Below are 15529 nucleotides of genomic sequence, written 5' to 3' on the forward strand. Positions count from 1 at the left end.
CGGGACCGGTCGTGCTGCAAAAACTCTCCACCTACCGCAAGAAACGCGATTTCGAGAAGACCCCGGAGCCATCGGGCAAGACCGCAGTGGCGCCCTCGAAGCAACGGCGTTTCGTGATCCAGAAGCACGACGCGACCCGGCTGCATTACGACCTCAGGCTCGAATTCGACGGCGTGTTCAAGTCCTGGGCGGTGACGAAGGGGCCTTCGCTGGACCCGCACGACAAGCGCCTGGCGGTCGAGGTCGAGGATCATCCGCTCGACTACGGCGATTTCGAAGGCACGATTCCAGAAGGCCAATACGGCGGCGGCACGGTCATGCTGTGGGATCGCGGCACCTGGGAATCGGAGGATCCGGAAGCCGGCTTCAAGAAGGGTGATCTGAAGTTCACCCTGCATGGCGACAAGTTGCAGGGAAGTTGGGTGTTGGTCCGCATGCGGCACGACCGCAGCGGCGGCAAGCGCACCAACTGGCTCCTGATCAAGCATCGCGACGAATATGCCAGTGAGGACGAGGATATTCTGGCGGAGGATAAGTCGGTCGCCTCCGGCCGCGCGATGGCGCAGATTGCTGGCGGCAAGGGCCGCGCGCCGAAGCCGTTCATGCTGGTGAAGGGCGCCAAGGGCAAGGCCGACGCGGTCTGGCAATCCAACCGCGCCGAAGAGACGAAGGGGCGCACGGTCAAGCCAGCGCCGCGCGCGGCGCTGAAAGCCGGCAAGGCCACCAAGAGCAGGACGAAGAAGGCCACGACCGCGACCAACGCCAGGAAGGTCGCGGAGATGCCGGACTTCGTGGCGCCGCAGCTCTGCACTTCGGTGGAGCGGCCGCCGGGAAGCGAAGGCTGGTGCCACGAGATCAAGTTCGACGGCTATCGCGTGCAGCTGCGGGTCGAGGACGGCGAGGCAACGCTGAAGACGCGCAAGGGCCTCGACTGGACCGACAAGTTCGCTGCGATCGCGAAAGAAGCTGCAACGCTCCCGGATGTGATGATCGACGGCGAGATCGTCGCGCTCGATCACAACGGCGCGCCGAATTTTTCCTCGCTCCAGGCGGCGCTGTCGGACGGCAAGACCGAAGAGTTGATCTTCTTCGCCTTCGACCTGCTGTTCGCCGAGGGGCAGGACTATCGCCGCCTGCCGCTTAGCGAACGCAAGACGCAGCTCAAGAAGCTGCTGGAGGCACGCAAGCGCAAGGCGAGCCAGCTTCGCTATGTCGAGCATTTCGAGAGCGGCGGCGATGCCGTGCTGCAATCGGCCTGCAAGCTCGAGCTGGAAGGTGTCGTGTCCAAGAAGCTGGACGCGCCCTATCGATCCGGCCGCACCGAGAGCTGGACCAAGGCCAAATGCCGCGCGGGCCATGAGGTCGTGATCGGCGGCTGGAAGACCACAAACGGCAAATTCCGCTCGCTGATGGCGGGCGTGCATCGCGGCGATCATCTCGCTTTCGTCGGCATGGTCGGCACCGGCTTCGGAGCCGACAAGGTCAAGCGCATCATGCCCTCGTTGAAGGCCATGGCGGCCAACGAAAGTCCCTTCGGCGGCAAGAACGCGCCGAAGAAGAGCCGCGAGGTGCACTGGCTGAAGCCGGAGCTCGTCGCCGAAATCGAGTTCGCCGGCTTCACCGCCGACGGCAATATCCGCCAGGCCGCGTTCAAGGGTCTGCGGCAGGACAAGCCCGCCGAAGAGGTTGAGGCGGAGACGCCCGTCGACACGAAGCTCGCAGAACCCAAGGCGCGCAAGCGCGCGGCGAAAACGGCCAAGCGGTCGAAGAACACGGGTACGGCCGAGGTGATGGGGGTCGTCATCTCCAAGCCGGACAAGGAGTTGTGGCCCGATGGCGGCGACGGCGAGGGCGTGACGAAGCTCGATCTCGCCCGCTATTTCCAGGCGATCGGCAGCTGGATGATCGAGCATCTGAAGGGGCGTCCGTGCTCGATCGTGCGCGCGCCCGACGGCATCGGTGGGGAAACCTTCTTCCAGCGTCATGCCATGCAGGGCACCTCGAGCCTGCTCGAGCTGGCCAAGGTCTCCGGCGATCGCAAGCCTTACTTGCAGATCGACCGCGTCGAGGGGCTTGCCGCCGTCGCGCAGATCGGCGGCGTCGAGCTGCATCCCTGGAATTGCGCGCCGAACGCCTACGATACGCCGGGCCGACTGGTGTTCGACCTCGACCCGGCGCCTGATGTCGCATTCGCCGACGTCGTGGACGCCGCCAAGGACATGCGCCAGCGGCTCGCCGACATCGGCATGGAAAGCTTCTGCAAGACCACAGGCGGCAAGGGCCTGCATGTGGTGGTGCCGCTGCTGCACGGCGCACGCGACAAGGTGAGCTGGAAGGAAGCCAAGGCGTTCGCGCAGGGCGTTTGCCAGTGGATGGCGGACGACGATCCCGAACGCTATCTGCTCAACATGTCCAAGAAGCTGCGCGAGGGGAAGATCTTCCTCGACTATCTCCGTAACGACCGCATGTCGACGGCGGTTGCGCCGCTGTCGCCGCGGGCCCGCGCGGGAGCGACTGTGTCGATGCCGGTGACCTGGGCTCAGGTAAAGGGCGATCTCGATCCCAAGCGATATACGGTGCGGACCGTGCCGGGCTTGCTGCCGCGTTCGAAGGCCTGGGATGGCTACGACGATGCGGCGGCGTCGATCAAGTCGGCGGCAAAGAAGCTTGCGGGGAAAGTGAAGTAAATAGCTGCCACGGGCGCAACTCCCGTAGGGTGGGCAAAGCGAAGCGTGCCCACGGTCTCCTTCGTTACGACGAGAAGGTGGGCACGGCGCAAGAGCGCCTTTGCCCACCCCACGAGATATCGCCTAGATCCGTCCCAGCAACAGCAGGATCAGCAGGATGACGATGACGAGCCCGAGGCCGCCGCCGCCGTAATAGCCGGTGCCATAGAACGGGCCACCGCCGATGCCGCTGAATCCGCCCAGCAGGGCGATGACCAGAATGATCAGAATGATCGTGCCGATAGACATGCGAATCTCCTCCAGCCCTTCATTGAAGGGACGTTTGCACCTGTCCCGTGGTGCGAGGGCAACTTGCCGCATGTTTTAAAGTTCCCGCGATGAAACACGGCCCGGCGGCTCAACTTGCATGGAACCTTTGAAGGTGCGCTCGGCATGACTATGTGAGGGATCAATCATCACGGGGCACGGCCATGTCAGAACCACTCGTCGTTTCCATTCCGCACCGGCTCGGCCGCGAAGAGGCGGCGCGCCGGCTCAAGACCGGCCTCGGCCGCGCCGCGGCCAGCATCCCCGTGATGCAGGTCGAGGAGGAGCGCTGGACCGGCGACAGCATGGCCTTTCGCATTCGCGCGCTCGGGCAGATCGCGACGGGGCAGGTCGATGTCGCGGACGACCATGTCAAGGTTCAGGTCGTGCTGCCCTGGCTTTTGCAGCGCTTTGCCGAGATGGCGCAGGCCACGATCAAGAAGCGTGGGCAGTTGCTGCTGACCAAGGACGGCGGAAAGTGAGTTTCAGGTGCGCACGCGCGGCCGCGATGGCCTGATCGCATTGGCCGCGCGGGCTTCGACGACGAAAGCGGGAAAATCCCGGAATGCCTGCGCGAGCGGCAAGTCGTTGCCGGCGAGGCCCGGCGCGCTGTAGCCGGTGATGTCGACGGTGGCGTCAAATCTTTCCGGCGCAGGCCATTCCCGGCCCGCTTGCGTGAACGGCGCGAAATGACGCCCGACCACGACGATCGCGGCGGCGCGGCCGTGGCGGCGGGCAAAGGCAATGACATGATCGGCATGGGTGCCGCGCACCGCCAGCGGCTGGTAGTCGCCCTGCGCGAACACGTCGGCGAGCTCGTTGCGCAGCTTGAGAAGACGCCGCGTCCACGCGAGCTTAATCAGGCCGTCCGGCCAGCTCTTCATCAGGTCGGTCCAATCCGGATCGTCCAGTGAGCCCAGCGCCGAATGCCGTGCGGCAAAGTCGACCGGACGGCGGTTGTCGGGATCGACCAGCGACAAGTCCCAGAACTCGGTGCCCTGATAGAAGTCGGGCACGCCGGGCAGCGTCGCCTTCAGCGTGAGCTGGCTCATGGCGTTCAGCGCGCCCAGCAGCGCCACGCGCCGGGCCATCGTCTGCAGCGAATCCAGGAATTCGCCCGATTGCACGGGATCGAGGATCTTCGCGATGAAGCTGTTGACGCCGCTCTCATAGGCCTCGTGCGGATTGAGCCAGCTCGTCTCTTCCTTGCCCTCGCGCGCAGCCTTGAGCGCATAGGCCTGGATGCGCTCGACGAAACCGGCATCGAGCGGTCCCTGCAGCGGCCAGGCCCCGAGCAGGGTCTGATACAGCATGTATTCGAACGTCGCCGATGGCGCGCGGAAGGTGCCTCGGAGCGCCAGATGCGGCGCGTTCAGCACCTTCCACCGCGCCACGGTGCTGGTCCATTCGCCGGGGATTTCGCTCAAGCTCGCGATACGCGCGCGGGCATCCTCGCCGCGTTTCGTGTCATGCGTGGCGGTCGCCGTCATTCCCAGCGGCCATTCCTTGGCGCGGGTCCGCATGGTCTCGTGGAAGGCGGAAATCGAAAGGCCGGCGCTTGCGGGATCGCCGCCGACCTCGTTCAGCGCGAGCAGCCTGTGGAATTGGTAGAAGGCGGTGTCCTCCAGCGACTTCGCCATCATCGGCCCGGTGAATTGCTGCACCTTCAGCGCGAAGCGGCGCACGCGCGGGGCGCTGTGCGGCGGGCGTCCGGGCTTGAGCAACTCCATGGTCAGGGCATCGCGCAGAAAGTCGAAAATGCCTTCGTCCGCGGCGAACCATTCCGCGCGGGCGCGCGCGATGGTGTCGTCGATCAGCTTGCGGTCGGGCGCCGTCGGTCCGCCATTGGTCAGGTAGGTGCGGTACACCGGAAAGTGCAGCACATAGAGCTCGAGCGCCTGCCGCAGGCTGTCGGCGGAGAAGTCGCGGGTCGAGTAATGCCCGTTGGCAATGCGTGCGAGCAGGCGCGTCAGCACCGTGAATTCGCTGGTCAGCAACGTCTCCAGCACGCGCCGCTTGGCATCCTTGACGTAAGGCGCAAGCCGTGGCGAGCGGTTGCTGATCTGCCGCCAGGTCTCGTCCAGCGGCTCCAGCCCCTTCGCGTCGACCAGCACCTGCGTGATGACGTTCATCCACTCATAGCCGGTGGTGCCCTGAACGCCCGCGAAGTGTTGCAGGCGCTCGTGCTCGCACAGGATCTTCTCGATCACGGTGTAGAACGGTTTGGTGTTGCCCTGCGCGTCGCGGACCAGCCGGCGCAGCCGCTGGCAATATTGCGCGGGGTCGCGCAGGCCGTCGATGTGATCGAGCCGGATGCCCTGCAGCCTGCCGCCGGCGACGAGCTGCTTCACCAGCTGGTGCGTGGCGGCGAAGGTGCTCGCGTCCTCGACGCGCAGGCCCGCGAGCCCGTTGACGTCGAAGAAGCGCCGGTAGTTGATGTCGCTGGAGGCGAGCCGCCAGTGCCCAAGCTTGTAGTGCTGACGCTCGAGCAGATGATGCAGCGCCAGCGTCTGCGCGGGGCGGTCCTTTCCGGCGCGATAGGCGGCAAGACCGCGTTCGATGATGTCGGCGGCTCCTGCGATCTCCTTCAGCTCGGCCTTGAAGGCGGGCGCTTCCTTGCGGTTGGGGCGTCGCAGCCCGGTGTAGCGCGCCGCGAGCGACAGCAGGCGCTGGCCGGCCTCCGTCTCGGCGGCATCGGCTTCCTTGACGATCATGCGCAGCATCTCGCCATAGCGCTCGGGCGCGACGGGTAAGCGATGCTCGAAATACCAGGCGGAGAAACTGCCTTCGGCGGCATCGTAGCGCAGCTCGATGTCGCCGCGCTCCAGCGCCTCGCCATAGGATGCGCCCAGGATCGGCAGCAGCACGCCACCGCGGGCGCGATAGGGCAACAGGTCCCAGTCGATGTCGAAGGAGATGGCGTGCGGCGAGGCCTGGCCCCATTCCAGCACGTCCAGCCACCAGGGATTGTCGGCGAAATGAACGCCGACATGGTTGGGCACGAAATCGATGATGAGGCCGATGTCGTTTGCCTTGAGGGCGTCGCTCAGCCGGCCAAAGCCGGCCTCGCCGCCGAGCTCCGGATTGAACTGGCCGTGATCGACGGTGTCATAGCCGTGGGTCGAGCCCTTGCGCGCCTTCATCACCGGCGAGGTGTAGAGATGCGTGATGCCGAGCGCCTTCAGATACGGCACGACGGCGGCGGCTTTGTCGAAGTCGAAATCCGCGGTGAGCTGGAGCCGATAGGTTGCAAGAGGAATGGCGGGAGGCATGTTAACCTCCGAGGTGCCAGATCACCGACCATGGCGGCAGGCGCTCGCCGCTCGCATCGCCCCAGATTGGTGTGCCCGTTGCGCCGTCAGGACGCGCGATGTCCTTGTCCGAGAGATTGGCGACCAGCCGCAATGTGGCGCCGTCGCCCATCCGCCAATGCGCGGTGAGCAGGCCATTGTCGGCCGCCTCGGCCACGCCGAAGCTGGTGCCTTTCAATCGCGGTACGATCTCCTTGCGGCGAAGCACGAGCAGCTCTCGCACCATCGCGAGCCGGGCCTCCTGTGCGGGCGAGCGGCCGGTCCAGTCCAGCACCGCCGATTGCAGCGTCGCCGGATCGAGCGGATCGGGGACCTCGTCGCCGTACTTCTCATAGGCCCAGGCATATTCCTGCTTGCGCCCCTTGCGGACGGCATCGGCGAGGCCGCCCTGGAAGTCGCAGAAGAACGGGAAGGGCACCGTGGAGCCCCATTCCTCGCCCTGAAACAGCATCGGCACCATCGGCGCGAGCAGCGTCACGGCAAGTGCCGCCTCGATCTGCTGCGGCGAAGCCAGGCTTTCGAGCCGGTCGCCGAGCGGGCGGTTGCCGATCTGGTCGTGGTTCTGCAGGAAGTTGACGAAGGTCGCCGGCGGCAGCTCGCCGCTCGCCTCGCCGCGCGGCTTCTTGCCCCAGAACTCCGACATCTCGCCCTGGTAGACGAAGCCCGAGCCGAGCGCGCGGGCGAGGTCCATGCGCGGCGTCTGGTAGTCGGCGTAATAGCCGGCGAGTTCGCCGGTCAGCATCACGTGCCAGACGTGGTGATAGTCGTCGTTCCACTGCCCGCGATACTTGCCGTTCGGCGGATCCTGCGCCGCATCGAGCAGGCTGGCGCGATTGTCGCCGTTCTCCAGCACGAGATGGATGTGCCGCTTGGTAGCCCTGGCAAGCTCGCCGGCGGCGACGCTGAGGTCCTGCAGCATCGACTGCTCACCCGGGATCGCCATGATGTGGTTGGCTGCGTCCAGCCTGAGCCCGTCGAAACGATAGTCGGTGAGCCAGGACAACGCGTTCTCGACCGCGAAGGCCCGCACCTGCGGCACGCGATAATCGATCGCGCTGCCCCACGGCGTATGCGCATCGGTGAAGAAGGTCGGCGCGTAGCGGCCGATGTAATTCCCTTCGGGGCCGAAATGATTGTAGACCACGTCGAGGAATACCATCAGCCCGCGCAGATGGGCCTCGTCGATCAGCGTCTTGAGGTCCTCGGGGCGCCCATAGGCGCTGTCGGGCGCATACCACAGCACGCCGTCATAGCCCCAGCCGCGGCGTCCTGCGAAATCCGCCAATGGCATCAATTCCAGCGCGGTGATGCCGGTTGCGGCGAGATGATCGAGCTTGTCGATCATGCCGCGGTAAGTGCCTTGCGAGGTGAAGGTGCCGACATGGGTCTCGATCAGCACCGTCTCTTCCCAGGGACGGCCGCGCCAATCGCGCGCGCGCCAGGGATAGGCATCGTGATCGATCACCTCGCTCGGGCCGAACACGTCATCCGGCTGGAAGGCCGACGCCGGATCTGGTACGTCGACCTCGTCGTCGATCCTGAATTTGTAGGAACTGCCGGCGGTGAGGCCGGCGATCTCGGTTACGTACCAGCCATCCTGCCGGCGCTGCATCGCGTGCCTTCGGTCGAGCAGCAGGTCGACACGGCGTGCGGCCGGGGCCCACAGGCGAAACGACACGCCGTCCTTCGTCGGCTTCGCCCCGAAGGATGGCCTCATAGCGCCCCCGCGAAGGCGAGCACGGAGCGCGGCGTGGCCTTGCTATCGGTTCCGGGCGGGAAGTCGATCGTATTCAGCTTGGCATCCGTGGTGTTCAGGATCTGCTGCCAGCTCTTGTATTCGGTCATTTTTGGCAATTTGAATGCGATCTCTTCGGGGGCGGCGTTCAGTACGATAAAGATCGCGGCTCCCCCCGGTTCCATCGGGCCCATCACATAGGAGAGGAATCTTCCTTCGGGGAATTTCCAGTCGTTCTCCGTCATCTCGTCGCCGGCGGGCGTCAGCCACAGCGCGCCGTAGGACACGCCGTCCGCGGGCCGGCCATCGAGCCAGCGATGGCTGCGGAGCTGCGAGAAGCGGCGGCGGATGTCGGCGAGATGGGCGACGAAATCGACCATGTCGTCGCCCTCCTTGCCGAGATTGTCCCAGCCGACCCAGCCGGTTTCGTTGTCCTGGCAATAGGCGTTGTTGTTGCCGGATTGCGAGTTGCCGACCTCATCGCCGGCGAGGATGAGCGGAACGCCTTGCGCCAGCATCAGGCAGGCCAACACGTTCTTGCGGAGCTGGCGGCGCAGGCCGATGATTTCAGGATCGTCCGTCGGCCCCTCGACGCCGCAATTGTTGCTGTGATTGTCGTTGGAGCCGTCGCGATTGTCCTCGCCGTTGGCCTCGTTGTGCTTCTCATTGTAGCTGAAGAGGTCGGCGAGCGTGAAACCGTCATGGACGGTGATGTGGTTGATGCTGGCGCGCGGCCGCCGTCCGTCGTGGTTGAACAGGTCGGAGGATGCCGTCATCCGGCTGGAGATGTCGCCGATCAGGCTGCCTTCGCCGCTCCAGTAGCGGCGCATGGCGCTGCGATAGCGATCGTTCCATTCCGACCATTGCGAGGGGAATGCGCCGACCTGGTAGCCGCCGAGACCGAGATCCCAGGGCTCTGCGACCAGCTTGACGGTCGCCAGCACCGGATCCTGCCGGATCGCGGTCAGGAACGAAATGCCGCGATCATAGCCGTTCGGTCCGCGCGCCAGCGTGGTGGCGAGGTCGAAGCGGAAGCCGTCGACATGGCAGACCTCGACCCAGTAGCGCAGGCTGTCCATCACCATCTGCAGCACGCGCGGATGGGTGAGGTTGACCGACGAGCCGCAGCCGGTGAAGTCGTCGTAATAGCGCGGGTTCTCGCGGTTCAGCCAGTAATAGGAAGCGTTGTCTATGCCGCGGTAGCACAGCGTCGGCCCGAGATGATTGCCCTCGGCGGTGTGATTGTAGACGACATCCAGCATCACCTCGATGCCGGCATCGTGCAACCGTGCCACGGTGGTGCGGAAGGAATCCAGCGCGTTGTCCTGGGCGTAGCGCGGCTCGGGCGCGAAGAAGGACAGCGAATTGTAGCCCCAGTAATTGGCGAGCTTTTTCTCCACGAGGATGCGGTCGTCGACGAAGCTGTGCACCGGCAAGAGCTCGACCGTGGTGACGCCGAGTTTCTTCAAATGCTCGATCATCGCCGGCGAGGACAGCCCGCCATAAGTGCCGCGCAGGTTCGGCGGCACGTCGTCGCGCTTCTGCGTCAGGCCCTTGACGTGAGCCTCGTAGATGACGGTGTCTTCCCAGGGAATGTTGGGACGGATCTCGCGGCGGCCCCAGTTGAAGGTCTCGTCGACCACGACGGCCTTGGGCATGCCGCGCGCGTTGTCGCGCCGGTCGAACGACAGGTCCTCGCGGGGCGAGCCGGTGCGGTAGGCGAAATGCGCGTCGCTCCAGACCAGACGTCCCGCCAGGCGCTTGGCATAGGGATCGAGCAGCAGCTTGTTGGCATTGAAGCGATGGCCGTGCTCGGGCTCGTAGGGGCCGTGCACGCGATAGCCGTAGAGCTGGCCCGGCGAGACGTCGTTGAGGTAGCCGTGCCAGACGTCCTCGGTCTTCTCCGGCAGCTCGACGCGCTCGAGCTCGCGGCGGCCTTGCGTGTCGAACAGGCAGAGCTCGACCTTCTGTGCGTTGGCGGAGAACAGCGCGAAATTGGTGCCGCGTCCGTCCCAGCTTGCGCCGAGGCGTGCGGGCGATCCGGCAGTCAAGCGCATGTGTCAGCCTTCCGGAACGAGGAAGATCGCGGCGAGCGGTGGAATGGTAAGACGGAGCTCGCCGCCCTCGGCATGGACCTCGCCGACATTGCCGACATTGCTGCCGCCATAATGGGCGGAGTCCGAGTTGAGCACTTCCTTCCACTTGCCGCCGAGCGGCACGCGAATGCGATAGTTCTGGTAGACGTTCGGCGAGAAGTTGACGATGACGAGGCACCTTGCGTGCTCGTCGAATCCCTTGCGCAGCCAGGCGAACACGTTGCGGCTCGCATCATCCGTGACGAGCCACTCGAAGCCGGCCGGGTCGCAGTCCATCTGGTGCAGTGCCGGCACCGCCCGGTAGAGCCGGTTGAGATCCCGGATCAGCGACTGGACGCCTGAATGGACCTTGTATTCGAGCAGGTGCCAGTCGAGCGACTGGTCGTGATTCCATTCGCGGCTCTGCGCGATCTCGGCGCCCATGAACAGCAGCTTCTTGCCGGGATGGCCGAACATGAAGCTGTAATAGGCGCGCAAATTCGCAAAGCGCTGCCACTCGTCGCCGGGCATGCGTCCGAGGATCGAGCGTTTGCCGTGCACGACCTCGTCATGTGAGAGCGGCAGGATGAAATTTTCCGAGAAGGCGTAGTGCAGGCCAAACAGGATCTCGTCGTGATGATACTTGCGATGAACCGGATCCTTGCTGATGTAGTTCAGCGTGTCGTGCATCCAGCCCATGTTCCACTTGTAGCCGAAGCCGAGACCGCCGAATTCGACGGGGCGCGAGACCTGCGGCCAGGCGGTGGACTCCTCGGCCGCGGTGGTCGCCTGCGGGAAGCGGGCAAACACCTCGGTGTTGAAGCGGCGCAGGAAGTTAATGGCCTCGATGTTCTCGCGGCCGCCATACTGGTTCGGAATCCACGCGCCGGGCGGCCGGCTGTAGTCGAGATAGAGCATGGAGGCGACCGCATCGACGCGCAGGCCGTCGATCGCGTAACGCTCCATCCAGAACAGCGCATTCGACACCAGGAAGTTGGTCACTTCGGTGCGGCCGTAATTGTAGATCAGCGTTCCCCAATCGAGGTGGCGGCCCTGCAGCGGATTGGCGTGCTCGAACAGCGCAGTGCCGTCGAAGCTGCCGAGCCCGTGCGGATCGTCGGGGAAGTGACCAGGCACCCAGTCGAGCAGGACGCCGACGCCCTCGCGGTGGCAGGCATCGACCAGCGCTGCGAAATCCTCAGGAGTGCCGAAGCGACTGGTGGGCGCATAGAGTCCAGTCGGCTGATAGCCCCATGAGCCGTCGAACGGATGCTCGCTCACGGGGAGGAATTCGAGATGGGTAAAGCCCATGTCGCGGGCGTAGGCCGGCAATTGCTCGGCGAGCTCGCGATAGGTGAGCCATTCATCGCCGTTCTTGCGCCGCCACGAGCCCAGATGGACCTCATAGATCGACATCGGCGCCGACAGCGCGTTGATGCCGTCGGGCGCAGGACGCGGCCGCGGCAGATGCGCTTCGTCGAACACGATGGAAGCCGTCTTCGGACGGACCTCGCTCGCAAACGCCATGGGATCGGATTTCAGCGGCAGCAGATGACCGTGCGGGCCGATGATCTCGAACTTGTAGTGATTGCCAGCCTTGGCGTGCGGGATGAACAATTCCCAATAGCCGGCACCGCGCACCCGCATCGGGTGCCGCCGCCCGTCCCAGAAATTGAAATCGCCGACCACGGACACGCGCCGCGCATTCGGGGCCAGTACCACGAAGCCGATGCCGTCGATGCCTTCCAACCGCATCGGATGCGCGCCGAGCTTGTCGTAGAGCCGCTGGTGGGTGCCCTCGCCGAGCAGATACAGGTCGAAATCGGTCAGGATCGGCGGAAAACGGTAGGCGTCCTCGAACTCGACGACGTCGTTGCCGAATTTCGCGCGCAGCTGGTAGTGCCTGGAGCCGTTGGGCAGGGCGCCGATGAACAGCCCGGCATCGTGCACGCGGTCGAGCGAGGCGACCTCGCCATGCTCGCCGACCGCCTCGACATTGGAAGCCTCGGGCAAGAACGCGCGCACCACGCTTCGGCCGCCCTCGGGATGCAGGCCGAGATAGTGGAAGGGGTCGGAGTGGCGCCCCTCGATGATCGCGTAGGCTTCTGCTGGCAGTTTAGGCATGGGCTTCGCTCTCATTGGACAGAATGCGAAGCAGTCCGGTCAGCGGCGCATGAAGCCCCTCGGGCCGGTGGGACAGCTCGTACTCTACTTCGTCGAAGGCTTGATCAAGCAGGAAAAACCTTAACAGGCCTTCCGCGGCAGCGGTATCTTGCGGCCACAGCCGGCGGTCGGTCATGGCCTCGCGATAGGCGGACAGGAAGGTCGCGGTGGCACGCTCACGCCATCCCCCGAGGGCCAACGCGAGCCGGTCATGCTCGTCCGAGGCGCCGGTCAGCGCGCGGTTCAGGGCAGCGTTAACCGAAAGATCGATCGAGCGGATCAGGCCGGCGACGTCGCGTGCGGCCGGCAGCTTGCGCCGCTTGTCGGCCAGCGGCAGACGCGGATCGCCGTCGAAGTCGATGATGAAGATATCGTCCTTCACGATCAGAGTTTGCCCGAGGCGGAAGTCGCCATGATGACGGATGTTCAACCCGCCCATTCCGGAAGGCAAGAGCGCATTGATCTGGCCAAGCAGGGTCCCGCGCAAGCCCACGAGCCGGTCGATCAGCGTCCGGTCCACCTCCCGCAGGCCGTCGCGGCCGTCGGCCAGTCGCTGAAGGACCCGTTCGGCCCGCACCTTGAGGCCGGAGACGAGGCCGTCGACATGCGTAGCAACCATCGGCTCAGGGGCCAGATCGTCCGCCTTCGCCGCGGCGAGGGCGACATGCATCTCGGCAAGGCGCTTGCCGATCTGTGCGATGAAGTGCAGGTAAATCGCCTGCTCCTGGGTCTCGCGGGGCGCTTCGCCGGCCGCCAGCACGCGCTGGTCGTCGATATAGCGATCGAGATAACCCGTGGTCACGGTCCAGCCGTCGCCCTGGTTCTCGACGAAGGCATGCAGCATGCCGAGCGCGCTACGCCGCTCACCCTCGACCAGCTCGACGCTGCCGAGCAATGCCGGCGTGTTGGCAAAGCGCGCGACCTCGGTGAGATAATGGCCGATCTCGATCTCGGGGCTGATGCCGCTTTCCAGCCGGCGGTAGATCTTGGCGACGTACTGGTTGTCGACCAGCGCGGTGCTGTTCGACTGCTCGATCGCGCGGATTCGCTCGGGCTCCTTGATGGTGTAATCGCCGAACCGGCTGGTCGCCTTGAACTCCAGCCGCAGATTGTTCTCGTCCACCACCAGGTTCTGCGACAGGCCGCGCAGGAAAAGGCCGATGAAAATCTGGTCGGTCGCAACGTCGAGCAGCGTGCCCTCGCGCGCGCCCTGGCGCACGGCGGCGAGCGCCTTCGGGTTGAAGCGTTCGCGGTCGAAGCGCACCCACTCGATCTGCATGGGCAGCACGTAGCGCGTGGTCACGTCGTCCCGCCTGGTCTCGAAGAACGCGATCCAGGGCCTGTTGTCGCCGATGTCGCTGAACGGCACCGCCGAGGTCAGCGTGGCCTCGATGTGCTTGGGATTGTGTTCGGGATACCACCGGGTCCGCGACAGGAATCCCGGCAGCACGTCGCGCTCGAACACGCCGCGCTCGCGGGCCAGCGACACCCAGTTGGAGTTCACCGGCACGACCAGCGTCTCGAACTCCGGCACCGCGCGCGGCGTCACCGGCTCGGACTTGTCGCGCTCCTGAAGCTGGAACCAGTAGAAACCGTAGGGTCCCAGCGTGATCATGTAGGGCAGCTCGCCGATCGCCGGAAAACGCGTTCGGCCGAGCATCTCCTGCGGGATACGGTCCTTCCACGGCGACAGGTCGAGCTCGGTCGCCTGCGCCGCGCGCGACAGATTGGCGACGCACAGGATCACCTCGTCGCGGTATTGCCGGACATAGGCGAGCACCGCGCGGTTGGACGGGCGGATGAACGTCATGGTGCCGCGGCCGAAGGCGAGCGTCGACTTGCGCACCGAGATCAGCCGCTTGGTGGCGCTGAGCAGCGAGGACAGGCTGCGCGACTGTGCCTCCACGTTCACCGACTCGTAGCCGTAGACCGGATCCATGATCAGCGGGGCGTAGAGGCGTGCCGGGTCGCAGCGCGAGAAGCCGCCGTTGCGGTCCGGGCTCCACTGCATCGGCGTTCGCACGCCGTTGCGGTCGCCGAGATAGATGTTGTCGCCCATCCCGATCTCGTCGCCGTAATAGATGATCGGCGTGCCGGGGAAGGACAGCAGCAGCGAGTTCATCAGCTCGATTTTGCGCCGGTCGTTGTCCATCAGCGGCGCAAGGCGCCTGCGGATGCCGACATTGATACGGGCGCGCGGATCGTTGGCGTAGGTTGTCCAGAGATAGTCGCGCTCGACGTCAGTGACCATCTCGAGCGTCAGCTCGTCATGGTTGCGCAGGAACAGCGCCCATTGGCAGCTCGCCGGAATGTCCGGCGTCTGGCGCAGAATGTCGGTGATCGGGAAGCGGTCCTCCTGCGCGATTGCCATGTAGATGCGCGGCATCAGCGGGAAGTGGTAGGCCATGTGGCACTCGTCGCCACGGCCGAAATATTCCTGCACGTCCTCCGGCCATTGGTTGGCCTCGGCCAGCAGCAGCTTGCCCTTGGAGTAGGAGTCGAGCTCCTGGCGCAGCCGCTTGATGATCGCGTGCGTCTCGGGGAGGTTCTCGTTGTTGGTGCCGTCGCGCTCGCACAGATAGGGAATGGCGTCGAGGCGGAAACCGTCCACGCCGGCGTCCAGCCAGCGCTTCATCACCTGGATCAGCGCGCTGACCACGCGCGGATTGTCGAAGTTCAGGTCCGGCTGGTGCGAAAAGAAGCGGTGCCAGTAGAACGCGCCGGCTTCGTGATCCCAGGTCCAGTTCGACTTCTCGGTGTCGGTGAAGATGATGCGCGTGCCCTGGTATTTCTGGTCGGTGTCGCTCCAGACATACCAGTTGCGGGCGCTCGATCCTGCGGGGCTGCGGCGCGCGCGCTTGAACCAGTTGTGTTGATCCGAGGTGTGGTTGACGACGAGTTCGGTGATGACGCGCAAGCCGCGCTTCTGCGCTTCCTGGATGAAGCGCTTGAAGTCCTTCATGGTCCCGAAATCGGGATTGACCGAGCCATAGTCGGCGATGTCGTAACCGTCGTCGCGGCCGGGCGAGGGGTAGAACGGCAGTAGCCACAGCGCGGTGACGCCGAGCTCCTGCAGATAAGGCAGCTTCTCGGTCAGGCCGGCGAAATCGCCGATGCCGTCATTGTTGCTGTCGGCGAAGGCCTTGACGTGGAGCTGGTAGATGATGGCGTCCTTGTACCAGAGCTCATCCACGATCTCGGCAGCCTCGGCCTTCTTGGTGTCGACGGAAGATAGAACATTCATGGCGTGAC

The 15529-nt window shown here is 65.0% G+C and carries 8 protein-coding genes; 2 read left to right on the forward strand and 6 right to left on the reverse strand.

Annotation, left to right across the window (positions count from 1 at the left end):
- Positions 1-11: 11 nt before the first annotated feature.
- The gene (ligD, locus tag QRQ56_RS28415) at positions 12-2687 is read left to right on the forward strand and encodes a DNA ligase D (RefSeq protein ID WP_438744488.1); all 2676 of its coding nucleotides are present in this window, start codon (positions 12-14) and stop codon (positions 2685-2687) included.
- Between the two features lie 123 nt (positions 2688-2810).
- On the opposite strand, the gene QRQ56_RS28420 is transcribed toward ligD, so the two are convergent.
- Entirely contained in the window at positions 2811-2975 is a 165-nt protein-coding gene (locus tag QRQ56_RS28420; RefSeq protein WP_007595743.1) for a DUF3309 family protein, read from the reverse strand.
- Between the two features lie 182 nt (positions 2976-3157).
- Between QRQ56_RS28420 and QRQ56_RS28425 the strand changes: the two genes are divergently transcribed.
- Complete coding sequence (locus QRQ56_RS28425; RefSeq protein WP_438744489.1) at positions 3158-3475, forward strand: polyhydroxyalkanoic acid system family protein; 318 nt, start codon at positions 3158-3160, stop codon at positions 3473-3475.
- Between the two features lie 3 nt (positions 3476-3478).
- Here QRQ56_RS28425 and treY read toward each other — a convergent pair whose 3' ends face one another.
- The 5 genes from treY to treS are packed head-to-tail and all read right to left on the reverse strand — an operon-like array spanning position 3479 to position 15521.
- Entirely contained in the window at positions 3479-6265 is a 2787-nt protein-coding gene (gene treY / locus QRQ56_RS28430; protein WP_438744490.1) for a malto-oligosyltrehalose synthase, read from the reverse strand.
- A gap of 1 nt (position 6266) precedes the next feature.
- Positions 6267-8021, reverse strand: a complete 1755-nt coding sequence (gene treZ / locus QRQ56_RS28435) for a malto-oligosyltrehalose trehalohydrolase (RefSeq protein ID WP_438744491.1) — start codon at positions 8019-8021, stop codon at positions 6267-6269.
- Positions 8018-10096 carry a glycogen debranching protein GlgX gene (glgX, locus tag QRQ56_RS28440; protein ID WP_438744492.1) on the reverse strand — a complete coding sequence of 693 codons (2079 nt, stop codon included), beginning with the start codon at positions 10094-10096 and terminating at the stop codon, positions 8018-8020. Before glgX ends, treZ begins: the two co-directional genes overlap by 4 nt.
- A gap of 3 nt (positions 10097-10099) precedes the next feature.
- Positions 10100-12238 (reverse strand): 1,4-alpha-glucan branching protein GlgB, encoded by a 2139-nt coding sequence (gene glgB / locus QRQ56_RS28445; RefSeq protein ID WP_438744493.1) that lies wholly within the window; start codon positions 12236-12238, stop codon positions 10100-10102.
- On the reverse strand, positions 12231-15521 hold the full coding sequence (gene treS, locus QRQ56_RS28450) for a maltose alpha-D-glucosyltransferase (RefSeq protein WP_438744494.1): 3291 nt from the start codon (positions 15519-15521) through the stop codon (positions 12231-12233). Before treS ends, glgB begins: the two co-directional genes overlap by 8 nt.
- Between the last annotated feature and the right edge of the window lie 8 nt (positions 15522-15529).

This window comes from Bradyrhizobium sp. U531, assembly GCF_051710265.1.
Classification (GTDB): domain Bacteria; phylum Pseudomonadota; class Alphaproteobacteria; order Rhizobiales; family Xanthobacteraceae; genus Bradyrhizobium.